We start from the raw sequence: 23,222 nt of genomic DNA, 5'->3' as shown, positions 1-23,222 counted from the left end.
GACCGTGAGCAGCACGATCTGGTCGGTCGACGACCACCTCGAGGACATCCTCGCAGCGATCCGCCCGCTCGACCCGATCGAGCTGCAACTGCCGGACGCGCAGGGCTGTGTCCTCGTGGAGGACGTCACCGTCCCCGTCGCGCTGCCACCCTTCGACAACAGCTCCATGGACGGGTACGCGGTCCGGGTCGCCGATGTCGCGGGCGCGACGGAGGAGTTCCCCTCCGTCCTCACCGTCATCGGCGACGTGGCCGCGGGCAGCGACGGTCTGCCCACCGTCGGCCCCGGCCAGGCCGCCCGCATCATGACCGGAGCCCCCCTGCCGCCCGGCGCGCAGGCCGTCGTCCCCGTCGAGTGGACCGACGGCGGCACCGGCGGGGGAGCGGCCCGGGCCATGCGCCCGGCCGGCGAGGCCCCCGAGGGCGCGAGCGGCGAGGTCCGCGTCCACCGGCCCGTCGAGGAGCGCGCCCATGTGCGTGCCCGCGGCAGCGACGTGCAGGCGGGCGACCTCGCCCTCGAAGCCGGCACGGTCCTCGGGCCGCCCCAGATCGGGCTGCTCGCCGCCATCGGCCGCGGCACGGTGCGCGTCCGACCCCGCCCCCGGGTGGTGGTCCTGTCGACCGGCAGCGAACTCGTCCAGCCGGGCGCGGAGTTGACGGAGGGCCGGATCTACGACTCGAACAGCTTCGCGCTCGCCGCCGCCGCACGCGACGCGGGCGCGATCTCCTACCGGGTCGGCGCGGTCACCGACGACGCGGAGATCCTGCGCGCCACCATCGAGGACCAGCTCGTCCGTGCCGATCTGCTGGTCACCACGGGCGGGGTGAGCGTCGGGGCGTACGACGTGGTCAAGGAGGCGCTCTCCTCGGTCGGCGACGAGGACGAGCCGGGCAGCGGGATCGACTTCCGCAAGCTCGCCATGCAGCCGGGCAAGCCGCAGGGCTTCGGCTCCATGGGCCCGGAGCACACGCCGCTGCTGGCCCTGCCCGGCAACCCGGTGTCGTCGTACGTCTCCTTCGAACTGTTCGTCCGCCCCGCGATCCGTACGCTGATGGGCCTGCCGGACGTGCACCGCCCGACCGCGCGCGCCGTGCTCAAGGCGGACGAGGCGCTCGGCTCCCCGGCCGGCAAGCGCCAGTTCCTCCGCGGCACGTACGACGCGGAGTCCGGCAGCGTCACGCCCGTCGGCGGCGCCGGCTCCCATCTGATCGCGGCGCTCGCCCACGCCGACTGTCTGATCGTCATTCCCGAGGCCGAGACCTCGGTGGAGCCCGGCGCTGAGGTCGGTGTGGTCCTCCTGGGCTGACCGGCCCCCTGTGGCGGTACCGTGGCACACCACACAGGCCCCGTCGGGCCCGGACCGGGAGCACAGGCGTACATGAGCACGCAAGGCAGGCTGACGCACATCGACGAGGCGGGGGCGGCCCGCATGGTCGACGTGTCCGGGAAGGACGTCACCGCCCGCACGGCGCGTGCCACCGGCCGCGTCCTGGTCTCGTCGCACGTGGTGGAGTTGCTGCGCGGCGAGGGGGTTCCCAAGGGCGACGCCCTCGCCACGGCACGGATCGCCGGGATCATGGGGGCGAAGCGCACGCCCGACCTGATCCCGCTCTGCCACCCGCTCGCCGTCTCCGGTGTGAAGCTCGACCTGTCGGTCGCCGACGACGCGGTAGAGATCGCCGCCACCGTGAAGACGACGGACCGCACGGGCGTGGAGATGGAAGCCCTCACGGCGGTCTCCGTCGCAGCCCTCACCGTCGTGGACATGGTCAAGGCCGTCGACAAGGCGGCGGTCATCACCGACATCCGTGTCGAGGAGAAGACGGGCGGCAAGTCCGGCGACTGGACCCGTGAGGCACCGCACGGGTCGCCGGCACCTCATGGGCCCCAGGACCCGCACGGCTCACCGGCGTCGCGCGGGTCGCAGGGGTCACAGGAACCACAGGGCTCGGCGGGAGCGCAGGGCCCGGGGGGAGCGCCGGATACACAGGGAGCGCACGCATGACCGCCGCCCACGCCACCGCCCCCTACCGGGCGCTCGTGGTCACCGCGTCCAACCGGGCGTCCGCCGGAGTCTACGAGGACAGGGGCGGCCCGCTCATCGCCGAGAAGCTCACCTCGCTCGGCTTCGCTGTCGACGGCCCCCGGGTCGTCCCCGACGGCGACCCGGTCGGCGAGGCGCTGCGCGAGGGCGTGGCCGACCGGTACGACGTCATCCTGACCACCGGCGGCACGGGCATCTCGCCCACCGACCGGACCCCCGACGTCACCCGCGCGCTCCTCGATCACGAGGTCCCCGGCATCCCGGAGGCGATCCGCGCCCACGGACGCGAGAAGGTGCCCACCGCCGTGCTGTCGCGCGGCGTCGCCGGTGTCGCCGGCCGGACGCTGATCGTCAATCTGCCGGGTTCCACCGGCGGAGTGCGGGACGGGCTCGCGGTCCTGGAGCGGATTCTGCGCCACGCCGTCGAACAGCTGCGCGGCGGCGACCATACCGGCGAGTCATGAGCGTCAGCTGGCCGGTCGTCCTCGCGGACGGAGACGTCACCCTCCGCCCCATAAGGCTGCGCGACCAGCGGACCTGGCGTGAGGTCAACCGGCGCAACCGCGACTGGCTGCGCCCCTGGGAGGCGACGATCCCGCCACCCGCCCCCGGCGGCCCGGGCATCCAGCGTCCGACGTACCGGCAGATGGTCCGCCATCTGCGCACGGAGGCGAACGCGGGGCGGATGCTGCCGTTCGTGATCGATTACCAGGGCGGACTTGTCGGGCAGCTGACCGTGGCCGGGATCACCTGGGGCTCGATGTGCTCGGGCCACGTCGGCTACTGGGTCGACCGGGGCGTCGCGGGCCGCGGGGTCATGCCGACGGCCGTCGCCCTCGCCGTGGACCACTGCTTCCGTTCGATCGGCCTGCACCGGATCGAGGTCTGCATTCGGCCCGAGAACGGACCCAGCCGCCGCGTCGTGGAGAAACTCGGATTCCGCGAAGAGGGTCTGCGCCCCCGTTATCTCCACATCGACGGCGCATGGCGGGACCACCTCGTCTATGCGCTGACCGCCGAGGAGGTGCCGGAAGGGATGGTCAACCGCTGGCACCGGACGCGACCTGGAACGGCCAGGGGAATAAAATAAGTGTTCGAAACTGGTCATGCTCGGCCATGGATCGATCCGAACAATCACAAAAAACTTCCGTGATATCAGCCAGATCGTGCGACACACCGGGCCAATTGGCGGATGCCCTGGTGCGAATCCCTCTACGGTGTGTTGCGTGAGCAGCAGCGGCCTCATCTACGCAGTCATCGTCGGGGCCTGGGCCGCCTACTTGGTGCCGATGTGGCTCCGCAGGCAGGACGAGTTGAACGAAGCCCGTCCGACGGAACGCTTCTCCACCGCCATCCGGCTGCTGTCCGGACGAGCGGCGATGGAGCGCCGGTACGCCAAGGAGCTGCGGGAACGTACCGCCGAGCAGCCCGAGCACGACGCGGACCCGGATGCCGCCACGGATCGTTTGAGTTCCGTGGACGTCCGGGCCTTCGCCGCGCCCCGCACCGAAATCCACCGGGACGCCCCCGAGGGCGCCGAGCAGGAGACGGGCCGGCCCGCCGGCAGCGTCTCCGCCCGCCGCCCCAGCCCGGAGTGGCGTGCCGACCGGGCCGCGGCCGCCGAGCGCGCGCGGCGCAGCAAAGTCCTCGCCCGACGGAGACGTACGACCACGGTCCTCTTCCTCGCGTTCACCCTCGGCGCGGTGGTCGCGGCGGTCGGAGGGCTCGGTTTCCTGTGGGCGCCCGCCGTGCCGGCGGTGCTCCTCAGCGCCTACATCGTCCAGATGCGTGCCCAGGAACGACGGCGCTTCGCGTTCACCATGGACCGCCGGCGGGCCGAGGTCGCGGCTCAGCGGCTGCGGGAGAACCGCCCCCGCCGCCACCAGGCGGCCGAGGACGTGCCCCTGCCGGGCGACGAGGAGCCCGTGGAGCGATCGGAGCCCGAGCCGGCGCCGAAGCTCTCCCCGCAGGAGGCCGGCCGCCGTGCGCTGGTCGAGCAGACCGACCACGCCGAGTGGGTGGACCAGCAGCGCCAGCGTGGTCCCGTGACCGGCGACAGCTGGGAACCGGTCCCGGTGCCGCTGCCGACGTACGTCACCGCTCCCGTCGCGCCGCGCGCGTCGAGCGGTGTGGACGTCAGCGACCCGGAGACGTGGAGCGCGGCCCGCTCCTCGACGGCCGAACCCACGCCGGACCGGCGCGAGACGCCGGACCCGGCCGCCGACGGCCCCGCCGGCCGTCGCGGCACCCAGCCGCGCCGTGCCCGTGACCGCGGCCGCACGCCGCTCTTCGATCAGTACGCGGACGAGGACCGGCCGCGTGCGGCCAACGAATGACCCCGCCTCCCGGCGGGTCCGTGACCTGCACGGGTACCTGCCGGGAACGGATTTCCAAGCACCCCGATCGGGATGCTAGAGTTTCACTCGTTGCAAGGGCCTGTGGCGCAGTCTGGTAGCGCACCTCGTTCGCATCGAGGGGGTCTGGGGTTCAAATCCCCACAGGTCCACCGCAGCTGAGAGCCCCTATCGGAGTCATCCGATAGGGGCTCTCGCCTGTCGTACAGCAGCGAAGTACAGCAACTAGGTCTGATCTTGCCTGCCGAGGTGCTTGCCGAGCTTCCGCAGCGCCTTGCGCGTGGCCTCGGACGGGATGTGGGTGTACACCTCCATCGTGACCGCGATCTTGCTGTGCCGAAGGATCTGCATCGCGATCCGGGGGTGCACGTCGAGGGCGGCGAGGAGCGACCCGCAGGTGTGACGGGTGTCATGCAGCCGGATCGTACGAACGCCAGCCTTGGCCGACCGGGCGGTGAAGGCCCGGTTGAAGTTCCGCGGCTCGATGGGCGTGCCGTAGCGCGTGGTGAACACGAAGTCGGAGTCCGTCCACAACTCGCCCGCGGCCCTCTTGGCGATTTGCTGAGCTTCCCGGCGGAGCTGCAGCGCCGTCACGCAGATCTGTGGGAGCGGAAGCGTCGCGGTCGATGCCTCCGTCTTGGTCTCGTCGTGCACCAACTGGCGGTTGATCCGCTGGAGCTGGTGCTCGACCCGGATCTCTCCCGCATCGAGGTCCACGCTGTTCCACGTCAGGCCGAGCACTTCACCGCGACGGAAGCCGAGCACGAGAATCAGCACGTAGGCCGGGTACAGCGGGTCAGCCGCCGTGCGGGCAGCCTCCAGGAACGCCCGCGCTTCCTCGACCGACCAGGGCTCACGCTTCCGCTTCCTGCCAGACCGGACCTTGACGAGGCCAGCCACGTTCTTCGTGATCAGCTCCTCCGTCATGGCGTTGGTCAGGGCCGAACGGAGGACAGCACGCGCATCCTGCACCGTGCGCCGGGACGGTACCTGCTCGCAGCATCGGCCGGCAGCACAGCAACGCCGCTCATCAGCGGGTCGCTTTGCGTCCTTCCCCTGAGTGCAGCACTGGCACTGGTCCGACAGCGCATTGACCCAGGTGCGCACGTCCCGCACGGTGAGCTTGTCGAGCCGCTTGTCACCGAGGCCGGGGCGAATGTAGAGCCGGACGTGCATCGCGTACGTCTCTGCCGTCTTGGGCTTCAGGTCCGGCTGTACCACTTCCTTGAGCCAGTACGTGAGGTGCTGGCCGAGCGTCGGCGAGCTGGTGGCCACGGGGCCCTTGCGCGCCTCAGCGTGGAGCTTGACCCACTTCTCATGGACCGCCGAACGGGTCGGTCCATAGACGTACTTGCGCTTGCGCTTGCCCTCCGGAGTGTCGACCCAGGCGTAGGCCGCGTAGCCGTTCTTGTAGGGGTAGATGGAGCCTTCACCATTGCCCCGCTTGCCGCTCATGCCGCCCACCCTTCGGCGTCGGTGGTGACGCGGTCGACGTACTCGTCGACCCAGGCCGGGAGGATGCGGCGGTTACGGCCGACCTTCACGGAGCGGATCTCCCCGGTGAGCACGAGCATCTTGGTCTTGGAGAGTCCGAAGCCGAGCATGTCGGCGACCTCGGCGGTGGTGTGCCACTTCCGCTCGATCACGGTGGTGGTCATGCTGCGGCTCCTTCCATGTCTGTGGTGTCGGGTGTGAGTGAGGCGGCGAGCCATTCCTCGGCGCGGCCGAGGCCGGTTCCGGCGAAGGTCCAGTGGGCGAGGACGAGGGTGGTGTCGTCGTCCTGCGGTTCGGCCGGCACGGTGTTCTGGTCTTCGCGGGCGATGGTGGCTTGGAGGCGTCGCCATTCGGCGCGTGCCTGGCGGAGTGCGCCGAGGGTGGTGGAGTAGCGGCGGGTTTTGGTGGAGAAGTGGCCGCGGAAGCCGAGCATGTGGGCCCAGGCGCGGAGGCGGAGGTTTTCGAGGTCTTTGCGGGCGCCGAGGGTCCAGGCGGTGCGGATGAGCCGTTGGGCGTGTTCGGGGATGGATTTGCGGCCGAGTTCGGCTAGGAACTTGATGGGGCGGTCGAGGGTGCCGGTCGCGGTTTCTGCTCCTTTGGTGGCGTACTTGGCGATGTAGGCGGCGACCGCGCGTTCGGTGAGTTCGGCGGGGCCGTCGAAGTCGGCGGAGCGGATGGGGCGGATGTCGAGCTGGGTGCCGAAGGCGAAGGTGTGGGCGCGGCCGTCGATGACGGGGCCGGGCACGTCAGCGGCGGTGGCGGCGGCGCGGATGGCGTCGGCGAGGAGTTCGGCGGTGGCCCAGGCCGGGGGCGGGGTGTCGCCGCCGTCGGGGCCGTCGAGGCGGATCACGGCGTGGAAGTGGATCGCGCCGCGGCGCTGGTATTCGGCGACCTTGGCGAATGAGACGCGGGCGTGCTCCTTGAAGGCGCGTTGGGAGAGTCCGGCGCGCTTGGCGACTTCGCGGCGCAGGTAGATGGAGAAGCGGGCCCAGATCTTGGAGGCGTGCGCGTTCCAGAGGACGGCTGCTTCGTAGTCGTAGCGTTCGGGGTCGAGGGGCGTGCCGAGTTCGGGGGCGTCGGCGGGGTGGGTGGTGCCGCAGCGGCAGCGGCCTTTGGCGGGGCGGTTGTGGACGGGGCCGAAGCTGGGGGCGGTGAAGGTGGCGAACACCCTGGGGTGGGTGGCGACGCGTTCGGGGGTGCCTTTGCCGCCGCGCAGTCCTGCGGTGATGAGTTGGTAGGTGTCGCGGCGGTAGGTCTCGGCGCAGGCCGGGCATCGGGTGGCGCGGCGGTTGTTGCAGCGCACGAGGAGGTTCCCGGCGGGCAGGTCGGCCGCGGTGAGGTGGTGCAGGATCTCTCCGGTGGTGGTGTGGACGTCGGTGCGGTGGCCGTCGAGGCGGATCGGGGTGGTGCAGCCGCCGAGGCCGCGGAGCTGGCGCATGAGGCCGGGCATGGTGCCGAGCGAGGCGAGGAAGGCGAGGTCACGCAGCGGCGGCGGCGTGGTGGTGGTGGTCAAGGCAGAGTCCTCCTCTCGAAGGTCGGAAGGGGGGTGGGGCACCGGCCGGCAGAAGTGCGGTCGGTGCCCCGGCGGGGGTTAGCGGTGGGGGCAGGTGTTGCGGTGGTCGATCCACTCGGCGACCAGGTCGCGGACGTTGTCCTCGCCCTTGGCGCGGCCGGTGGCGCCGCAGTGGCAGGCGTAGGTGCCGGTGGCGGGGAAGTCCCGGGCGGTCTTGGTCACGTGCACGCCGGGCTGGTCGGCGGTGGGTGCGAGGTCCGCCGTAACGGTCAGCGGGTGAACGCGGTGTCGGCGGCGTCCTCGAGGAGCTGGCGCAGGGGCGGGACGGTGCCGGTGCCGTGGCAGGTGCGGCAGTGGGCGGTGATGGTGCGGCGCTGGCCGCTGTGGTCGCGGCCGCCGAGGGTGATCGAGGCGGAGGCGAAGCCGTCGCAGGACGGGCAGATACGGGCCGGGACAGGGCGGTGCTGCATGATGGGTGGTCCTTCCGGTTGATGAGATCGGGTAGGGGCTGGCCGTCCGGGCGGCGGAGACTTGGCGGTTTCAGGGCCGCCCGGAGGGCCGGTCAGCGATGGCGCGCGGTGCCCGTGGTGCTGTTGACCATGGAGCGCAGGACGACGGCGCAGACGGCGACCGAGGCGGCCGTGATGGCGACGGCGAGGAGCATGGAGACGAGGACCGCGCCGACGACCAGGACGACCGCGGCACCGCCGCCGACAGCGACCAGGAGGCCGGTCGGGCTGAGCCGGACCGCGGGCGCCGCCTGAGCAGCCGGGGCCGGGACGACGGCCGAGGCCGGGGCGGTGTGCTGGCAAGCGCACCCGGTGGCGGTCTGGTGCTGCTCGAGCTGGGCCGAGGCGGGGGCCGGGTGGATGAGCGGGGAGACGATGCCGGTCGGGGTCGGCATGGTCGGGATACGCGGGCGAAGCATGGTGGATCTCCCTTCTGGCGGGTCTGGTCGGGTTACTTGGTGGTGCCGTTGACGGCGTCGACGCCGGTGCGGGTGCCGGATTCGATGGCGGGGGCGAGGAAGGTGTCGGCGAGGAGGAAGCCGCCGAGGAGGAGCACGACGATGAGCCAGGTCGGCGGGCGCATGAGCTTGATGCCGAAGTAGCCGAAGATGGCGACGAGGATGATCAGCGGAAGTTCGACGTTCACGACGGGCCTCTCGGGTTAGTTGGCGCGGCAGCGGTGGGTGCGGGCGGCGAGCTGGGCGGCGGAGGCGGTGGAGTAGTCGGCGGACCAGCCGCAGTTGTCGCGGGAGCAGACGGCGGCGTGCTTGGTGCGGCCGCGCCGGTCGCGGTGGGTGCCGATCTGCACGGGGCCGATCCGCATCACGGAGTGGAAGAAGTCACGGGCGGGCATGGCGGTCAGTCCTCTCGGGTGAAGTCGTCGGCGTGGTCGGTGAGCCACTGGCGGATGTCGGCGGACTCGAATTCGTCGGCGGCGTTGATCACGACTTCCGCCGTGGCCACGGCCTCCACGAGGCGGCCCTGTCGGGTGAGTTCGGCGGCGCGTTCCAGCGCGTGGCGGGTCGAGTTGCGCACGAGATTTCTCCTGTCAGGTGAGGTGGGCGGCGAGCTGGTCGGCCATCAGGTCGGGCAGGCCCAGGCGGTCGCGCAGGGTGGCGGCGTCGATGGGGCTGCCGGTCGTAGCGCGGTGGGCGTCGGCGAGCTTGCGGGCATGGTCCACGAGCGCGGGCGGCACATCAGCCGGGGGCGGTGCGGCGGGTAGGGCCGGGACCGGCTCCGGGGCGGGCTCGGCCGGCACAGTCACCGGCTCGACCACCGGCAGCGGCTCGGGCTCGACCGGCTCAGTGGCGGTAGCGGTCGGGGTGGTGGGTGAGTGGACGAGGAGGGTGCCGCCGAGGAAGGCCAGGGCGGGCCATCCGGCGACGAGGATGCGCAGCCAGTCGGGCACGTTGTTCAGGTCGAGCAGGCCCGCGGTGGCGACGTTGGCCCCGAGTGAGGCCGCGAGTGCGACGGCGAACCAGGTCCATGCGGCGCGGGCGGGTTCGCCCTGGGCGCGCAGGGTGCGAAGGCGTCGCCAGGCTGCGACGAGCAGCAGGTCGACGGAGACGGGGTAGGCCCAGGCTTTCCATCCGTCCTGTCCGGCAGCGGCGGCGAGGTCGTGCAGGTGGGCGAAGGACAGGGCACCGGCGATCACGGCTTGCACGAGGACGGCGTCCAGTCGGATCGAGCGGAACATGAGTCTTCACCTCCTTGAGGGGTTGGGGCCGGGGCCGGGCGAGGCATGTGGGCCGGTCGCCGGGCCCCGGGAGCCGTTTCGGGCATGGCGGGGGTAGGGACATGGCGCGAAGCGGTCACGCCAACCGAGGGAGAAGCAGAGGGGTCAGGCGGTGAGAGGCTTGGACGCCGAGGCCGGGGCCGGGATCTCCACCGGCGCGAGGTCAGGGAGGACCGGCCGGAAAGCCTCCATGCCCTCGAGGACCGGGGTGCGGTGAGCGTTGGCGGTGCAGGCGTTCACCGCTTGGCGCATCGTCGTGAACGGCGGACGGATGCGGACCCAGCCACCCGAGGAGTCACCGGCCACCGCCAGGCCGGGACGCTCCACCGGGATCTGTGTCGTGGCCAGCACGGCGTCAGGGGAGATGTCGCCGAAGGCCATCTTGGCCGAGGCTTCATCGTTGACCCGGTGCGAGAGGCGGCCGGTGAGCTGGGCGCGGAGCATGGTGATGCCGTCCCCGAGTTCGGCGCCGAAGCGCTGACCGCAGATCTCCACGTAGATACCGGCAGCGCGGCCGAGCTGCACGAGGCGCACAAGTGCGGTGATGATCCGCTCGCGGCGCTTCTTCTCCGCTGTGTTGGAGAACAGCGCCAGTTCGGCCACCTCGTCCACCAGGAGCACGACCGGCACCGGCCGCAGGTTCTCCGGCAGGCCCCACAGGTCGGCGGTGATCTCCTTATCCGGGGTTTCCGCGCTGATGCGCTGCTCGCGCCGGATCACCTGATACGTGTCGCCCATGCGCTGCACGAGAGCTTCCAGCAGGTCGGCCGCATCGTCCGGGTTGTCGGCCAGCGCGGAGAACCGGCGAGCCAGCGGGGCGAGTTCCACCCCTTGCTTGCAGTCGATGCCGACCAGAGCGACATGCCGGGAGGCGAGTTCCTTGACCAGGTGGCGTTGGTAGACAGACTTGCCCGACTTCGTCGCGCCGAGGTTCAGCGCGTGCGGCACCTCCCGATAATCGCGGTAGTGGACTGCTCCGTCCTCCCGCAGCGCGACCGGGATGCGCAGTCCTTCCCGCTCGACCTTGGCGGGCATGTGCACCCGTGCCAGTACGTCGTAGCCGGTCATGCGCAGCTCGACCACACCCGACCTGACCTCACGGGACGTGATGCCGTGCATGGCGAACGAGTGCCGCAGCCGGTCCGTGGAGGCCGCGAAGTCGAACGCGTCCTGACCGGGCCGAAGCTTGACCCGCAGTACCAGGCCGGTGCGGGTCGGGCGGAAGCTGAGGATGCGCGGCGGCCGGGACGCGGGTGCCGGCCGATTGGTGAGCCGGGCGAGGGTGAGCCGCAGCCGGGACGGCGGAACGGTCAGCCCGCACGCGTCCATGACCGAGGCGTATCGGACCACCAGGCGGAGCGTGGCGAGCGTGACGCCGATGCTCAGCCAGTACCAGGCCGGGCGCAGCCGCCGCAGCACCAGAGCCGCGGCGACCACCACCAGACTTAAGACGAGGAGCGTCGTGGTCGACATGCCGCTCAGCCCTTGACGGACGGGACAACGAGCGCGACCGCGCGGAAGGCGATGCCGAACCGCTTCTCACCGTTGAAGGTGTTCTCCCAGTCTCGCGCCTTGAGGCCGACGACCTTGACCGGCATCCCCAGCGTGATCCCCTCCGGGACACCGGTCTCCGGGATCGAGACGGTGTAGAGGTTCGCCTCACCCTCGTCCGCGATGGTCAGGCCGACCGTCATCATCTTCGCGCCGGTCTCCCGGTCGACCGCGATCTCACCGGTCTGCTTGTTGATGACCTTCGCCTTCGGCTCCACGGCGACGAACACGACAGCGGTCGAAGTGTCGATCTTGAAGGACGACATAGCCACTCCTTGAGTCAACGCGCACGAGGCCACACGACCCCTTCACTGTCCTAGGACTGCGAGCGCCTGACCTAAGAATGCAGCGCAGTCCCAGGACTGCCAATGTCCTAGGACTGTGCTTCACTGGCGGTGTAGGCGAAGGAGGCCCCGTGGCACCGAAGTGGCGAGAGCTGGCGGACCGGCTGGCTGAGGAGATCAGGAGCGGCGAGCGTCCGCCTGGCCAGCAGCTTCCCCATATCCGCGAACTGGTGGAGAAGGGTGAGGGCTCCAAGTCGACGGTGCATGCCGCCTATAAGGCTCTGGAGGCTGAAGGTCTCGTCACGTCTTCACGCGGACACGGCACGGTGGTGCGCGAGCAGGCGCCGCTGAAGCGTCTCGGCATCGGACGCTACGACAAGGCCAAGTGGCGCGATGGTGACGAGGTCGCGTTCATTGCCGACCGCGTGGCTTCGGGGCGTGCCTTCCGCCGCAACGAGCAGACCCAGACAGTCAGTCGCGTCCCGGCACCGCCCAAGGTTGCCGAAGCTCTCGGTGTCCCAGCAGATTCCGAGGTCTATGCCCGTGCCCGCCTGGTGAAGGAGGGTGAGCAGCCGACCCACTCCCTGACCAGCTACTACCGGCCGGAGCATGTCGAGGGGACGCGTCTGGTGGACCCGACGCCCGGACCGGCCGGCAGGGGCGGTGGCTACAGGGTGCTCTATGACGCCGGGTACGAGATCGACCACATGCGAGAAGCACTGTTCGCGCGCGTGCCCACGGCCGAGGAGGCCAAGCTCCTGCAACTGCCACCAGGTGAGCCGGTCATGGAGCTCCACCGGACTACTTACACGGCGGACGGGACCGTGGTCGAGTTCGCCGTAGGCATCCACGCAGCCTCGCGGTTCGCGTGGGAGTACGACTTCAAGGTGCCGGACTCGGCGCAGCCGAAGGAGGGCTCATGACCCTGTCGGACGCGGTCATGAAGGATGCCCAACACCTGTGGGACTACCAGCTCATGGGACACGCCCCGCGGCCGTGCTCCGTCGTCATCGGCCTGGGAAGTCACGACCTAGGCGTAGCCGACGTGACTGCCGATCTGTACCGCCAGGGCATGGCGCCTGTTGTCGTCTTCACGGGAGCCACCAGTCGAACGACTCGCGAGCGGATGCCCCGCGGGGAAGCCGAGCACTACCGGGAGCGTGCCATCGAGCTTGGCGTTCCCGACGACGCCATCCTCGTGGAGCCACGGGCCCGGAACACCGGGGAGAACATCCGCTTCTCACGCGCACTACTGGAGGAGCAAGGCGTCCCCGTGTCGTCCGTACTGCTGGTGAGCAAGCCGTACGAGGAACGTCGGGCCTACGCCACGGCGCGCAAGCTGTGGCCAGAAGTCGAGTTCGTCAGCGCGTCAGCACCCATGCCCCTGGCCGACTACGTCCGCTCGATCGGTGATGCCCGACTCGTCGTTGACATGCTCGTCGGAGCGCTTCAGCGCCTACTGATCTATCCGGCCCAGGGCTTCATGATCAGCCAGGACGTTCCACAGGACGTCCAGGATGCCTACGAGCGCTTGCAGGCCCAGGGGTTCACCAGTCGGCTCATCCCCGATGCCACTGGGCGGAGTGAGTAGAAACCTTCTCTACGGGTTCAAGGCGCCGCGCAAGCGCGGCGCGCCGCTGCCCCCGGCCCGGGGCAGCCCCTGTCTTCGCCGGGCTGCCCCGGCCGGGCGGCGGCGCACCGAGCGCGGACACCAAGCCGTCAGAGAAAGGCCGGCAGGGCTGGGGCGGTCGGCTCCACGGCTTTAGGCAGCCACCATGGGGCGAGCCTCGAAGATCGGGGCCCACATCGGGCTATTGCGGGCAGGTCCAGAGACTGCCCGAGTCGCGGGAAGCTTACGGGCCCCGATCTCTCGCCCCATGGCAGCTCCCGCCCAAAGCCGCTACACCGACCTCTGTTGACGTCTACGCAGAGGCTGCCGCAAAGCCCAAGCTGCTCATATGTTGGCGACATGGAATGGCACAACGTGGTCAGCCCCTTGAGTCGCATCTGGCGTGAAAGCAGGGCTTATCGAGCCAACCGTGATCACCGATCGGTCGCTGCCCGATAACTTTTTGACCGGTGTGCATCAAGCCATCTACATTCCGCGCTGGCTTGTTCTTTTCGGACCGGCCTCCACCGCTCGTCCCTGGGGGGACCCATGCACTGGTACATCGACGTCCTCAAGAAGTACGCCGCATTCAGCGGCCGCGCCCGCCGCCAGGAATACTGGATGTTCACGCTCATCAGCGCGATCATCTATATCGCGCTGATGGTCATCGACCTCAGCCTCCTCGGCACCGGCGTCATCGCCGGGATCTACGAGCTCGCCGTCCTGCTCCCCAGCCTCGCCGTCGGCGTCCGCCGCCTCCACGACACCGGACGCTCCGGCTGGTGGCTGCTCATCGCCCTGGTCCCGCTGGTGGGCGCTATCGTCCTGCTGGTCTTCCTGGCCAGCGACGGCAAGCCGGAGGAGAACGAGCACGGCCCGAACCCGAAGCTGGCCGCAGCGGCCGCCTGACATTCGCCCGCTCACGGTTGCCGGTCCCGGGAGGCTGACGGGCCACCGTTGCTGACCGTTCTCGCTAGAGCTACGGATCGGAAGGAGACCGCGCCCTTCCCGCGCCCGTCCGGTCGGGAACAGCAGGGAACAGCGGTCGCTGGCGGCCAAGCCTCACGAGAACGGCGCCTGCCGAGTTGCCTGTCAGGGGGCAGTTCACCTGCGGTGGATGTGGCCTGGCTGCCTGCACTTAGCATGCGACGAGTAGGACGTGACGCCGCAGCACCTGGTTACCATCTCGGCATACCGAACCCGTCGTTGGCCTGCTACCGGGCGCACTCCTGATGTTCGCCTTGGTGGTGCTCATCAGGGAACTGGACCGTGATGCTGTTGTCCGGGGCGTCAGGAAGCCGTGGTTCTTCTCTGCAGTGGCGGCGATCATCCTCGATAAGTTGCTCTGGCCCTAGCGATGGTTGCTGTACAGCAGTGAAGTACAGCAACCACGGCGACCACGGCCGACCAGCCAGCGGTCTCAGTAACCCGCTCGACCACCACAGCGAACCTCAGCGACCGCCCCGCCGATAGTTCGCATCGAGGGGGTCTGGGGTTCAAATCCCCACAGGTCCACCGCAGCTGAGAGCCTCTGCCGGATTCGTCCGGCAGGGGCTCTCTCTTGTTGTGCGGCAGCCGGACGCGGCAACTCGGCCTGACCGCACGACGGTCGTGGCACCGGCGCAGGAACCGGCCGGCGTCCGTACCCGCCGCCGGTGGGCCAGCGCTCGTGCCGGCCGGCACGAGCGCCCCCGCAGGGTCCGTCAGGCGAGCGGCGCCGGGTGCAGCGGAGCGAGCGTCACCTCGGAGGAGAAGATCTCCCGGTCGTTCTGCTCCGCGGAGACACGCACCCGGTTCGCGGTGCGGTCACCCTGTGCGCTCCACTCCCCGCGACGCTGTTCATCCCCGGCCGCGATCGGCTCCGTGGTGATCCAGCAGGGGGAGTCGAGTTCGGCGTAGCGGCTGAACACGGAGGCCATGCCGAGCACGACCCGCTGTTCGGGGTGGCCGGTGGCCAGCGCCGCCTGCCGGGCCGCCTCCAGCAGCAGCATGCCGGGAGCGTGGTCGACGGGGTGGTCGAAGAGTATGGGGTGGGCGGTGTCGGCCCGCAGCTGCCAGCGGTGGGGCAGGTCGGTGGAGGCGAGCACGACGTCCGCGAACGAGTCGCGCCCGAAGGGGCTCATCGCGGCCGGCGGCGGAAGCGGGACGGCGCCCGCGTTGGCGGCGGCCTTGTCGGCGTACCGTCCGCGCAGCCGGCGGTAGACCGTCGGGTCCTGGATGGTGAACCGGGTGCGGGCGGTGGCCAGATGACGGCCCGACCGTTCGGCCTCGATGTTCAGGGACATCGCGGACGCCCGGTCCTTGCGGTAGGTGACGTCGAAGCACCGTATGCGCAGCTCCAGTTCGGCGGGAGAGCCGTCGGAGCGTGACGCCTCACGGTCGATCTCCCAGCTGAAGTCCTGCCACAGCAGCTGGTGGCCGAAGGGCACCCCGTAGGCGCCGTGGGAGAGCAGCGGCAGCGTCTGGCGGATGGTCTCGCTGAGCTGGAGCGGGTCGTGGAGGCCGTTGCGGGGGGCGTAGAAACTGTGGGTGTCGGGCCATTCGGCGGTGACGGTGAAGGTGTCGTCGGCGACCGGCTGCCAGCTCCGCAGGAGTACTTCCCCGGTGTTCGTCTTGTGCGTGTACTCCTGCGAGACGGGCAGGAGAGTGATGGTTTCGTGACCCTGTGTGACGCTCAACTGCATGGCTCCCCCAATGGAATGCGGTTTTGACGTGCGGGACCGAGAGGCGGGCCCTCGGTGTGACGAAGCGAGGTCGCTCGAATAACATAGAGGTCGTTCTTTTTGTTTGTCGAGAGATTCCCGGAGGCAGCCCATGGCGCGACCACGACAGGAGCGCGCGGAACGCACGCGCGAAGCCCTCCTGCGCGCAGCGGCGGAGACGTTCGACGAAAGCGGCTACGCCGGGGCGGGTCTGAACCGGATCCTTGCGCGCGCAGGCGTCACCACAGGCGCCATGTACTTTCACTTCAAGTCGAAGGAGGACCTGGCCAGGGCGGTCATCGTGGAGCAGGCCGCCGAGCTCGACTTCCCGCGTGACCAGTCCGGTCTGCAGCAACTGCTGGACATGTGTCAGTACCTGGCCGTCGAGATGCAGAACAACGTGCTTTTCCGCGCCGGTGTCCGGCTGGCGGTGGAGCAGAACGAGGCGGAGCTGCTCGACTACTCGATCTACGACTGGTGGGCGGACCAGTTCCGCGAGCAGCTGGTCAAGGCCCGCGAGAAGGGGCAGTTGCGGCCCGACGTGGACGAAGTCGCCTTCTCCCAGGTCCTCGTCGGCGCCTACACCGGAACGCAGATCATGGCCCGGCTCTCCTCGGGCCGTGTCGACCTCCCGGAACGGATCAGCACGATGTGGCGTTGTCTGCTGCCCGCCATAGCGCCGCCCGAGGTCATCGCCGGGCTGAACCTGGACCCCCGCCCGGCCGGTGAGGAGACCGACGCCTCGTGAACCGGACGCGGGTGGTGGTGACGGGCGGTACCGGGTTCGTCGGCCGGGCGGTCCTGCGGGACCTGCTGCGCGACGGCGCGAGCGGCCGCGGCGTGTCGGTCCGGGCCGCGGTCCGGACCGTGCGCCCCGGCACGGAGGACGTACCGGACCTGGAACGGGTGACGGCGGAGCTGACGGACCCCCGCTCGGTGAGGGGTCTGCTGGACGGCGCCGACGTCCTCGTCCATCTCGCCTCCCGCGTCGTCGGCAGCGAAGAGGAATGCACGGCCGTGAACGTCGACGGCACCCGGGCGGTCATGGCGGAGGCCCGGCGCCACAGCGTCGGACGGATCGTCCACCTGTCCACCGCCGCGGTGTACGGCGCCGGACCCCATCGCGGCATTCCCGTCGACGGGGTCACTCCGGATCCGGTCTCCCCCGCCAGCAGAACAAGGCTGGCGGGGGAGCGGGTCGCCCTGGACGCGGGCGCCGTCGTGCTGCGGCCCGGGTTGGTCCTCGGCGCCGGGGACCAGTGGGTGGTCCCGGCGCTGGCCGAGTTCCTCCAGCGCGTCCCGGCCGCCTGGGACGGCGGTCGCGGACAGGCGTCGCTCGTCGACGTCGGAGACCTGGCCCGGCTGATCGGGACCCTGGCACGCTCGCCGGACCCCCTGCCGCACGGGGTGCACCACGCCAGTCATCCCCGGCCCGTACGCAACCGGGACCTGCTGGCGTGCCTGGCGGAACTGGACGTGCTGCCGGCGGGCAGCGGAGACCTGCCGTGGGCGGAATGCCTGCGCAGACTGCGCAGGACACCGGGACGGCTGAGCGAACGTCAGTTCACGCTCGTGGCAGGGGACCACTGGTACCTCAGCGAGGAGATCTGGCGGCTGACGGGCTGCCCGGAAGGCCCGGGGCCGCTGGCGCGGCTGGCCGACGCCGCCCCCTGGTACCGCGCACACCTCGCCGGACGGCCCGGCGCGCGTCCGCGGACCGTCCCGCATGGTGAGCAAGATGCTAAAGCCGTCCCGGATATGGGCCGCCCGGACGCCTGCCGGTCCGGCCGGGGGTAGTTTCCCGACCACTGGTTGTGGTGCGCGGCCCAGGTCTGCAGTACGACGGCCCCTCCGGACCAGCCCAGTTGCATACCGAGGGTGAGCCGTGGTGAGACAGACAAGGGCCGAGCACACACGTCATGCTCTGATCACCGCAGCCGCGACCGAGTTCGACCAGCAGGGGTACGCCGGGACCTCGCTGGCCGCGGTCACGAAGGCTGCCGGGGTCACGATGGGAGCACTGACCTTTCACTTCCGTACCAAGGCGGATCTGGCGGTGGCGGTCTGCGCCGAAGGCGAGACCGTCACCCGCGAAGCACTGGACCGGATGATCGCGGAGCTCGCTCCCGATCTCCGGTCGGTCGTCGAACTCTGCCTGGAGACCATCCGGTTGCTGGGCGCGGAGGTCAGTGTGCGTGCCGCGGCGCGGCTCGCCCAGGAACGGGCGACGGCACACGAACGCTGGCACTCGGTGTGGACCGCCGCACTGCGGGACCTGCTGAAGCGGATCCGCGCCGCGGACGGCCTGAAGGGCGATGCCGAGGACCTCGAACTGCTCGCCGTGTATCTGATGGCCGGGGCCGAGGCGTTCATCCGGGCCGGTCACCCGGCCGGCAGCGTACAGAAACAGCTCGGCTGTCTGTGGACCCTGACGCTCGACGGGTTTCCCGGCGCTCCCCGGCAGCCCCTGTGCGCACCCGACCGCGGGCCGTCCACACGGACGTGCCGAGACCTGCTGACCTGAAGGAGACACCGCACATGATTCGACGCCACGCGCTCGTCACCGGCGCATCGCGCGGTATAGGAGCCGCCGTCGCGGAGCGGCTGGCCGCCGCCGGGCATGTGGTGGCCGTGCACTGCCGTGCCGATGTCGCCGCCGCAAAGGCCGTGGCCGCGGCCCTGCCCGGCACCGGTCACACCGTGGTGACCGGCGACATCGGCGATCCGGACCAGGCCCGGGCCGTCCTCGACACCGCCGTCGACGAACTCGGTGCCGTGGACGTACTGGTCAACAACGCGGGCATCTACACCGAACAGCCCATCGCCACCACGTCCTACGCCGACTGGCGGGCCGACTGGCAGCGGGTCGTCGACGTCAACCTCCTCGGCACCGCCAACCTCACCTGGTGCCTGGTCGACCACCTCCTGCGCCGTGTCCAGGGCCCGCAGGGCGCGCGAATCATCAACGTCGGCTCGCGCGGCGCCCACCGGGGCGAGCCCGAGGCCCCCGCGTACGGCGCGAGCAAGGCAGCCGTCCACGCCCTGACACAGTCCCTCGCCCAGTCGCTCGGCCCGCGCGGGATCGCGGTGACCGCCGTCGCACCGGGATTCGTCCTCACGGACCTGACCGAGCCCATGCTCGACGGTCCCACCACCGAAGCCGTCCGGGCGCAGAGCCCGTTCGGGCGCATCGCCGAACCCGCCGACATCGCCGATGCCGTGGCGTGGCTGGCGTCCCCCGGGGCCGAATGGGCGAGCGGCGCCGTGCTCGACCTCAACGGCGCCTCCCACCTGCGCTGAAAGGAAGGCCCCGTGAAAGGAAGGCCCCGGCCCATGGACAACACCACTCTGCGCGCCGCCCTCGTCCAGATCGAGGTACGGCCCGACGAGCCGGCCGACGCACGCCGGAAACGGGTCGCCGATCTCGTACGGGCACACGACGGCGCCGACCTCGTCGTACTGCCCGAGCTCTGGCCGGTCGGGGCCTTCGCCTTCGACGCCTTCGCGGAGCACGCCGAGCCGCTCGACGGTCCGACGGCTGCCGCGATGAGCTCCGCGGCGTCGGACGCGGGCGTCTGGCTGCACGCCGGATCCGTCGTCGAACGCGGCCCGGACGGCACGCTCCACAACACCTCGCTCCTCTTCGCCCCGGACGGGCGGCTGCACCGGACCTACCGCAAGATCCACCGGTTCGGCTTCGACAAGGGGGAGGCGGCGCTGATGGCACGGGGCGACGAGATCGTCACCGCGCCGCTGGACGGCCTCGGTGTCACGGTCGGCCTGGCCACCTGCTACGACCTGCGCTTCCCCGAGCAGTTCCGGCTGCTGGTCGACGCCGGCGCCGAGTTCCTCGTCGTCCCGGCCGGCTGGCCGGCGGCACGGCGCGCCCACTGGTCGCTGCTGGCCCGGGCACGTGCGGTGGAGTCGCAGGCGTACGTACTGGCCTGTGGCACCGCCGGTACGCACGCCGGGATCGAACAGGCCGGGCACAGCGTGGTCGTCGACCCGTGGGGCGAGGTGGTGGCCGAGGCGGGGCCGGGGGAGGAGACACTGCTCGTGGATCTCGACCCCGGGCTCGTCGCCGGCACCCGCGCCGACTTCCCCGCCCTGCGCGATCGGGTCCTCGGCCTGCCGCTGCCCCGGTAGTTCGCCGTGCTGTCACTGCCGCCCGCCCGTGTCCCACGGGCGGGCGGTGCTGTGCTTGCGGGCAGTCAACCGCAGTTGCGCGACCGTGACTTGATGAGCAGTCAGGGAAAACTGACCACCGGGAAGGCCTTGCGGTGAGCCATGCAGCTGTGTAACGCCTCTTCGCGAGGCAGTCTGCCCTTTTCCAGGAGCCGCCGAACTGCCGTCGCGTCGCCTCGTGCGGCGCTTTTTTGTTGCCGCCGAGTTGTGCGATCTCCGTGCGGCGACCTCCTGTTCGACCTCGGACCCGTCCTCGGGTCCGTCGTGAGACCCCTCCTCAGACCCGTCGTCCGACTCCGCTCGGACATCCCGCCTGCCTCCCGGAAAGGTGATGAGACCGTGGCCGACCGCATCCCCTCGCAGTGCACATCGACCCGTTGCCGCAGGGCCGCCCAGGAAGGTGGCCTGCCGAGCCGCCGCGCAGAGCCGGGCGCCCGGCTCTGCGGGTCCTGCCTCCGCGCGTTCCTGCGCGACCTGGCGGCGCTGCCCGCACTGCACCGCGAGAGCGAGCAGTACCTGACGCCCGCCGAAGGCGGGCTCGCCCCGCGCGTCACCGGCAGCAGGGAGAACACCCTGCCGGTGAGCACCAAGGCCGTGGACTCCCGCCACGACGCGGTGGCCCGCCTCTCCTCGTGGGCCCGGCTGGTGGCGGAGGAGCGGCCGTCCACCACCCCGCCGCGCCGCACCGTCACCGCCATGACGGCGTTCCTCACCGGGCACAAGGACTGGCTGGTGGCGCACCCGGCCGCCGGCCGCATGGCCGACGAGATCGCCGCGGCGGCGGCCGGGCTGCGGGACCTGGACGTACGGCGGTCCGCCGACCTCGTACCGCTCGGTGCCTGTGTGGAACCCGGCTGCGAGGCCCAGGTGTCGCTGCCCCGCCGGGGCGGCGACGACCTGGTGCTGCGTGGCCCGGTGTGCGGGGCCGGGCACGTACTGACCCCGCGGCAGTGGCTCGCCATGAAGGAGGCGGCGTGACCGCGAAGCAGCGCAAGTGCGTGCCCACGTCCCTCGCCGCCCTGGCGCTGGGCGTTCAGGAGGGCACGATCCGGCAGTGGGCCCGCCGCGGCAGGATCACCCGCTACGGGACCAAGCGGCAGGCGCTCTACGACCTGTCGGAGCTGGCCGCCCTCGCAGCCGCCCCGACGCCGGACGGACGAGGGACGGACCAGCCGGCCTCCTGACCCGCGCCCGGACCGGCCTGCTCCGGGCCGTCCGGCCTCCCGGCATCACGCCCGGACCGCACGGCCACCTGACCCCGCGCCCGGAAAGTCCGGCCCCGAACCGGCCCGATTCCTGACACGGCACGCACGCCGGCCCGGTTCCTGACGCGGCACGCACGCCGGCCCGTCTCCGGCGGGCCCGTCACGTGAAGCACGACACGCGTACCGGCAGCAGCTCACGGCCGGTACGCCGCACCCGTCGCGCGGAGTCGCGCGACGTGGCTCATCAGACCTCACAGCTGTTCACCTCACCGTTCGGCACCTCGTGCCGCGCGGCGCTCACGCCTGCCCGGATGCGGGCGGCGACAGCCCGAAGAACTTCAAGGAGAACCAGTGATGACACCGAAGTGGCAGGACCATTGGACGGCGCGGCGCGACCCCTTCGTCGACGAGTGCCGGCAGGCGCGGGACGACCTCCTGCGCGACCTCAAGGACCCCGGTGCGGCGCAGGCGCGGGTCCTCGCCGACCTCATCGAGATCAGCGCCGGCTCGCTGCACTGGAAGGACAAGGGGTACGACGTCCTCGCCGCCGGCCCCGCCGACCCCGCCGCCTTCCGGTCGGTGCTGCCGGTCATGCGGTACGCCGACTTCGTGCCGGAGATCGACCGGGAGACGCGGACCAAGGGCGGGGTGCTGTCCTGCAGCCCCGTCCTGCGCTGGCTGAAGACGAGCGGCACGACGGGTGTGCCCAAGCGGGTCCCGTACACCCTGCACTGGCTGCTGACGTACCGCATCCCGGCGATGAAGGCGATGTGGGGCACCTACCTGGAGCACCACCCCGAGCTTCTCGCGCACCCCTACGCCACCCTCGACACCCAGACGGTCCGCGAGGACGTGTACGACTTCGTCCACGGCGTGGAGCACCAGGCGATCAGCAACCGCCATCCGCAGATCAACAGCCGTGACTGGAACCCGCCGTGGTACACGTCGCCGTGGTTCGGCCCGGACGCGCCCGCCACCCACGCGGGCAGGATGTACCACCGCATCCGCCATCTCGTCGGCCGCGACCTGCACTACATATCGGCGATCAACCCGAGCACCCTGATCTCCCTGCGGGACCTGGTCGCCGAGCACGGACCGGCGCTGGTGCGCGACCTGCGTGACGGCACGCTGGAGGGCGAGCCGTGGACCGAGCCGGACGAGGCGGCGGCCCGCCACCTCGAACGGGTCCTCGCGCTGGGCGACTTCAGCCTCAAGGACGTCTGGCCGTCGCTCACCCTGTACAGCTGCTGGCTGTCCGCGTCCGCCGAGCTGTACCGGAAAAAGCTGGACGCCGTGCTGCCGGGTGTGGCGAAGCTGCCGTTCATGGGCTGCGGGACCGAGGGCGTCACCACCATTCCCATCGACGACTCGCTGGACAGCCAGCCGCTCGCCGTCAACCAGGCGTACTTCGAGTTCGTACCGGCCGATGTGCCGCTGGGTGAGCTCGTCGACGCCGGGGCGGAGGTCGAGACCCTTCTCTTCGACGAGGTGCAGGCCGGCCGCGACTACCACCTGATCATGTCGCAGGGGAACGGCTTCTACCGGATGTGGACCGGCGACGTGTACCGCGTCGACCGGATCATGGACGGCACGCCCTGGATCCACTTCGTCCACCGTGACGGTGTCTTCCACTCCTTCACCGGAGAGAAGATCACCGAGTCGCAGGTGACCCAGGCCATCATGCAGGGACTGGCCGCCTGCGGACTCGACACCGGCCTGTACATGTGCGGCCCCCGGTGGGGCGAGCCGCCCTCCTACACGGTCGTCACCGAGGTGGCCGAGCCCTCGACTGCGCTCGGCCGGGAGCTCTCGGAGGCCGTCGACCGCGCGCTGCGCGAGATCAACATCGAGTACGCCTCCAAGCGGGACAGCGGACGCCTCGGCGCCATGGAGGTCGTCCCCGTGCGGCAGGACGCGATCAGCGAGTACAGCGAGACGCGTCGACAGGCCGGCAACGCGACCCAGTACAAGTTCAAGCCCTTCCAGAAGGACACCGATTTCGTCGCCGACATCGTCGGCCGCTGAGAGGACAGATAC

28 protein-coding genes, 1 tRNA gene and 1 pseudogene are annotated in these 23,222 nt (G+C 70.7%); 17 read left to right on the top strand and 13 right to left on the bottom strand.

Features of this window, described 5'->3' with window-relative positions; all coding sequences use genetic code 11:
* Nucleotides 1–4: 4 nt before the first annotated feature.
* From glp to OGH68_RS14970, 6 genes and pseudogenes are all read left to right on the top strand, one after another.
* Nucleotides 5–1,306, top strand: a complete 1,302-nt coding sequence (gene glp, locus OGH68_RS14995) for a gephyrin-like molybdotransferase Glp (protein WP_264244375.1) — start codon at nucleotides 5–7, stop codon at nucleotides 1,304–1,306.
* A gap of 72 nt (nucleotides 1,307–1,378) precedes the next feature.
* A pseudogene (moaC, locus tag OGH68_RS14990) lies at nucleotides 1,379–1,852 on the top strand (cyclic pyranopterin monophosphate synthase MoaC); the annotation flags it as partial.
* 149 nt (nucleotides 1,853–2,001) lie between these two features.
* A complete protein-coding gene (locus OGH68_RS14985; RefSeq protein WP_264244374.1) occupies nucleotides 2,002–2,508 on the top strand; it encodes a molybdenum cofactor biosynthesis protein B in 507 nt (168 codons plus the stop codon).
* Nucleotides 2,505–3,134, top strand: a complete 630-nt coding sequence (locus OGH68_RS14980) for a GNAT family N-acetyltransferase (RefSeq protein ID WP_264244373.1) — start codon at nucleotides 2,505–2,507, stop codon at nucleotides 3,132–3,134. The genes OGH68_RS14985 and OGH68_RS14980 overlap by 4 nt, the downstream gene beginning before the upstream one ends.
* 136 nt (nucleotides 3,135–3,270) lie before the next feature.
* Nucleotides 3,271–4,380, top strand: coding sequence for a gephyrin-like molybdotransferase receptor GlpR (glpR, locus tag OGH68_RS14975; protein ID WP_264244371.1), 1,110 nt, complete (start codon nucleotides 3,271–3,273; stop codon nucleotides 4,378–4,380).
* Between the two features lie 96 nt (nucleotides 4,381–4,476).
* Nucleotides 4,477–4,550 (top strand) — tRNA-Ala (locus OGH68_RS14970).
* Between the two features lie 73 nt (nucleotides 4,551–4,623).
* On the opposite strand, the gene xerC is transcribed toward OGH68_RS14970, so the two are convergent.
* From xerC to OGH68_RS14910, 12 genes are all read right to left on the bottom strand, one after another.
* Nucleotides 4,624–5,853 carry a tyrosine recombinase XerC gene (xerC, locus tag OGH68_RS14965; RefSeq protein WP_413471112.1) on the bottom strand — a complete coding sequence of 410 codons (1,230 nt, stop codon included), beginning with the start codon at nucleotides 5,851–5,853 and terminating at the stop codon, nucleotides 4,624–4,626.
* Nucleotides 5,850–6,056 (bottom strand): excisionase family DNA-binding protein, encoded by a 207-nt coding sequence (locus OGH68_RS14960; protein WP_264244366.1) that lies wholly within the window; start codon nucleotides 6,054–6,056, stop codon nucleotides 5,850–5,852. The genes xerC and OGH68_RS14960 overlap by 4 nt, the downstream gene beginning before the upstream one ends.
* Nucleotides 6,053–7,342 (bottom strand): replication initiator, encoded by a 1,290-nt coding sequence (locus tag OGH68_RS14955; RefSeq protein ID WP_264250091.1) that lies wholly within the window; start codon nucleotides 7,340–7,342, stop codon nucleotides 6,053–6,055. The genes OGH68_RS14960 and OGH68_RS14955 overlap by 4 nt, the downstream gene beginning before the upstream one ends.
* A 141-nt stretch (nucleotides 7,343–7,483) precedes the next feature.
* Nucleotides 7,484–7,633, bottom strand: coding sequence for a hypothetical protein (locus OGH68_RS14950; RefSeq protein WP_319020209.1), 150 nt, complete (start codon nucleotides 7,631–7,633; stop codon nucleotides 7,484–7,486).
* Between the two features lie 41 nt (nucleotides 7,634–7,674).
* Nucleotides 7,675–7,875, bottom strand: coding sequence for a hypothetical protein (locus tag OGH68_RS14945; protein WP_264244364.1), 201 nt, complete (start codon nucleotides 7,873–7,875; stop codon nucleotides 7,675–7,677).
* A 92-nt stretch (nucleotides 7,876–7,967) separates the two neighbouring features.
* A complete protein-coding gene (locus OGH68_RS14940) occupies nucleotides 7,968–8,333 on the bottom strand; it encodes a SpdD-like protein (RefSeq protein WP_264244362.1) in 366 nt (121 codons plus the stop codon).
* A gap of 32 nt (nucleotides 8,334–8,365) precedes the next feature.
* Nucleotides 8,366–8,560 (bottom strand): hypothetical protein, encoded by a 195-nt coding sequence (locus tag OGH68_RS14935; RefSeq protein ID WP_264244360.1) that lies wholly within the window; start codon nucleotides 8,558–8,560, stop codon nucleotides 8,366–8,368.
* Nucleotides 8,561–8,575: 15 nt separating this feature from the next.
* A complete protein-coding gene (locus tag OGH68_RS14930; protein WP_264244358.1) occupies nucleotides 8,576–8,767 on the bottom strand; it encodes a mobile element transfer protein in 192 nt (63 codons plus the stop codon).
* A 5-nt stretch (nucleotides 8,768–8,772) separates the two neighbouring features.
* The gene (locus OGH68_RS14925) at nucleotides 8,773–8,949 is read right to left on the bottom strand and encodes a hypothetical protein (protein ID WP_264244356.1); all 177 of its coding nucleotides are present in this window, start codon (nucleotides 8,947–8,949) and stop codon (nucleotides 8,773–8,775) included.
* Between the two features lie 13 nt (nucleotides 8,950–8,962).
* A complete protein-coding gene (locus OGH68_RS14920; protein ID WP_264244353.1) occupies nucleotides 8,963–9,610 on the bottom strand; it encodes a DUF2637 domain-containing protein in 648 nt (215 codons plus the stop codon).
* Between the two features lie 144 nt (nucleotides 9,611–9,754).
* Nucleotides 9,755–11,122 carry an FtsK/SpoIIIE domain-containing protein gene (locus tag OGH68_RS14915; protein ID WP_264244352.1) on the bottom strand — a complete coding sequence of 456 codons (1,368 nt, stop codon included), beginning with the start codon at nucleotides 11,120–11,122 and terminating at the stop codon, nucleotides 9,755–9,757.
* A 5-nt stretch (nucleotides 11,123–11,127) separates the two neighbouring features.
* Entirely contained in the window at nucleotides 11,128–11,466 is a 339-nt protein-coding gene (locus OGH68_RS14910; protein ID WP_264244349.1) for a hypothetical protein, read from the bottom strand.
* A 149-nt stretch (nucleotides 11,467–11,615) separates the two neighbouring features.
* Here OGH68_RS14910 and OGH68_RS14905 point away from each other — a divergent pair, with 149 nt between their 5' ends.
* The 3 genes from OGH68_RS14905 to OGH68_RS14895 all read left to right on the top strand — a co-directional run bounded on the left by OGH68_RS14905 (nucleotide 11,616) and on the right by OGH68_RS14895 (nucleotide 14,002).
* Nucleotides 11,616–12,407, top strand: coding sequence for a GntR family transcriptional regulator (locus OGH68_RS14905; RefSeq protein WP_264244348.1), 792 nt, complete (start codon nucleotides 11,616–11,618; stop codon nucleotides 12,405–12,407).
* A complete protein-coding gene (locus OGH68_RS14900; RefSeq protein WP_264244346.1) occupies nucleotides 12,404–13,075 on the top strand; it encodes a YdcF family protein in 672 nt (223 codons plus the stop codon). The genes OGH68_RS14905 and OGH68_RS14900 overlap by 4 nt, the downstream gene beginning before the upstream one ends.
* Nucleotides 13,076–13,642: 567 nt before the next feature.
* Nucleotides 13,643–14,002 carry a DUF805 domain-containing protein gene (locus OGH68_RS14895; protein ID WP_264244344.1) on the top strand — a complete coding sequence of 120 codons (360 nt, stop codon included), beginning with the start codon at nucleotides 13,643–13,645 and terminating at the stop codon, nucleotides 14,000–14,002.
* 794 nt (nucleotides 14,003–14,796) lie between these two features.
* On the opposite strand, the gene OGH68_RS14890 is transcribed toward OGH68_RS14895, so the two are convergent.
* The gene (locus OGH68_RS14890; protein WP_264244341.1) at nucleotides 14,797–15,771 is read right to left on the bottom strand and encodes a ScbA/BarX family gamma-butyrolactone biosynthesis protein; all 975 of its coding nucleotides are present in this window, start codon (nucleotides 15,769–15,771) and stop codon (nucleotides 14,797–14,799) included.
* A gap of 136 nt (nucleotides 15,772–15,907) precedes the next feature.
* Here OGH68_RS14890 and OGH68_RS14885 point away from each other — a divergent pair, with 136 nt between their 5' ends.
* From OGH68_RS14885 to OGH68_RS14850, 8 genes are all read left to right on the top strand, one after another.
* Nucleotides 15,908–16,543, top strand: coding sequence for a ScbR family autoregulator-binding transcription factor (locus tag OGH68_RS14885; protein WP_264244339.1), 636 nt, complete (start codon nucleotides 15,908–15,910; stop codon nucleotides 16,541–16,543).
* The gene (locus OGH68_RS14880; RefSeq protein WP_264244336.1) at nucleotides 16,540–17,592 is read left to right on the top strand and encodes an NAD-dependent epimerase/dehydratase family protein; all 1,053 of its coding nucleotides are present in this window, start codon (nucleotides 16,540–16,542) and stop codon (nucleotides 17,590–17,592) included. Before OGH68_RS14885 ends, OGH68_RS14880 begins: the two co-directional genes overlap by 4 nt.
* 91 nt (nucleotides 17,593–17,683) lie before the next feature.
* Nucleotides 17,684–18,319 carry a TetR/AcrR family transcriptional regulator gene (locus OGH68_RS14875; RefSeq protein ID WP_264244334.1) on the top strand — a complete coding sequence of 212 codons (636 nt, stop codon included), beginning with the start codon at nucleotides 17,684–17,686 and terminating at the stop codon, nucleotides 18,317–18,319.
* Nucleotides 18,320–18,333: 14 nt separating this feature from the next.
* Nucleotides 18,334–19,095, top strand: a complete 762-nt coding sequence (locus OGH68_RS14870; RefSeq protein ID WP_264244332.1) for an SDR family NAD(P)-dependent oxidoreductase — start codon at nucleotides 18,334–18,336, stop codon at nucleotides 19,093–19,095.
* A 48-nt stretch (nucleotides 19,096–19,143) separates the two neighbouring features.
* Nucleotides 19,144–19,941: a carbon-nitrogen family hydrolase gene (locus OGH68_RS14865; RefSeq protein ID WP_264250089.1), complete on the top strand. Its 798-nt coding sequence runs from the start codon at nucleotides 19,144–19,146 to the stop codon at nucleotides 19,939–19,941.
* A 378-nt stretch (nucleotides 19,942–20,319) separates the two neighbouring features.
* Complete coding sequence (locus tag OGH68_RS14860; protein ID WP_264244330.1) at nucleotides 20,320–20,958, top strand: hypothetical protein; 639 nt, start codon at nucleotides 20,320–20,322, stop codon at nucleotides 20,956–20,958.
* On the top strand, nucleotides 20,955–21,164 hold the full coding sequence (locus OGH68_RS14855) for a transcriptional regulator (RefSeq protein WP_264244328.1): 210 nt from the start codon (nucleotides 20,955–20,957) through the stop codon (nucleotides 21,162–21,164). Before OGH68_RS14860 ends, OGH68_RS14855 begins: the two co-directional genes overlap by 4 nt.
* A gap of 375 nt (nucleotides 21,165–21,539) precedes the next feature.
* Nucleotides 21,540–23,210, top strand: a complete 1,671-nt coding sequence (locus OGH68_RS14850; RefSeq protein ID WP_264244326.1) for a GH3 auxin-responsive promoter family protein — start codon at nucleotides 21,540–21,542, stop codon at nucleotides 23,208–23,210.
* Nucleotides 23,211–23,222: the final 12 nt, after the last annotated feature.

Origin of the sequence: Streptomyces peucetius (assembly GCF_025854275.1) — a bacterium.
GTDB lineage: Bacteria > Actinomycetota > Actinomycetes > Streptomycetales > Streptomycetaceae > Streptomyces > Streptomyces peucetius_A.
This window is presented reverse-complemented; position numbering and strand designations above follow the sequence as displayed.

Coding starts and splice junctions, on each gene's coding strand:
- OGH68_RS14985 (WP_264244374.1), top strand. CDS start 2,002: ATGACCGCCGCCCACGCCACCGCCCCCTACCGGGCGCTCGTGGTCACC.
- OGH68_RS14980 (WP_264244373.1), top strand. CDS start 2,505: ATGAGCGTCAGCTGGCCGGTCGTCCTCGCGGACGGAGACGTCACCCTC.
- xerC (WP_413471112.1), bottom strand. CDS start 5,853: ATGAGCGGCAAGCGGGGCAATGGTGAAGGCTCCATCTACCCCTACAAG.
- OGH68_RS14960 (WP_264244366.1), bottom strand. CDS start 6,056: ATGACCACCACCGTGATCGAGCGGAAGTGGCACACCACCGCCGAGGTC.
- OGH68_RS14955 (WP_264250091.1), bottom strand. CDS start 7,342: ATGCCCGGCCTCATGCGCCAGCTCCGCGGCCTCGGCGGCTGCACCACC.
- OGH68_RS14945 (WP_264244364.1), bottom strand. CDS start 7,875: ATGCAGCACCGCCCTGTCCCGGCCCGTATCTGCCCGTCCTGCGACGGC.
- OGH68_RS14940 (WP_264244362.1), bottom strand. CDS start 8,333: ATGCTTCGCCCGCGTATCCCGACCATGCCGACCCCGACCGGCATCGTC.
- OGH68_RS14930 (WP_264244358.1), bottom strand. CDS start 8,767: ATGCCCGCCCGTGACTTCTTCCACTCCGTGATGCGGATCGGCCCCGTG.
- OGH68_RS14920 (WP_264244353.1), bottom strand. CDS start 9,610: ATGTTCCGCTCGATCCGACTGGACGCCGTCCTCGTGCAAGCCGTGATC.
- OGH68_RS14915 (WP_264244352.1), bottom strand. CDS start 11,122: ATGTCGACCACGACGCTCCTCGTCTTAAGTCTGGTGGTGGTCGCCGCG.
- OGH68_RS14910 (WP_264244349.1), bottom strand. CDS start 11,466: ATGTCGTCCTTCAAGATCGACACTTCGACCGCTGTCGTGTTCGTCGCC.
- OGH68_RS14900 (WP_264244346.1), top strand. CDS start 12,404: ATGACCCTGTCGGACGCGGTCATGAAGGATGCCCAACACCTGTGGGAC.
- OGH68_RS14895 (WP_264244344.1), top strand. CDS start 13,643: ATGCACTGGTACATCGACGTCCTCAAGAAGTACGCCGCATTCAGCGGC.
- OGH68_RS14885 (WP_264244339.1), top strand. CDS start 15,908: ATGGCGCGACCACGACAGGAGCGCGCGGAACGCACGCGCGAAGCCCTC.
- OGH68_RS14870 (WP_264244332.1), top strand. CDS start 18,334: ATGATTCGACGCCACGCGCTCGTCACCGGCGCATCGCGCGGTATAGGA.
- OGH68_RS14850 (WP_264244326.1), top strand. CDS start 21,540: ATGACACCGAAGTGGCAGGACCATTGGACGGCGCGGCGCGACCCCTTC.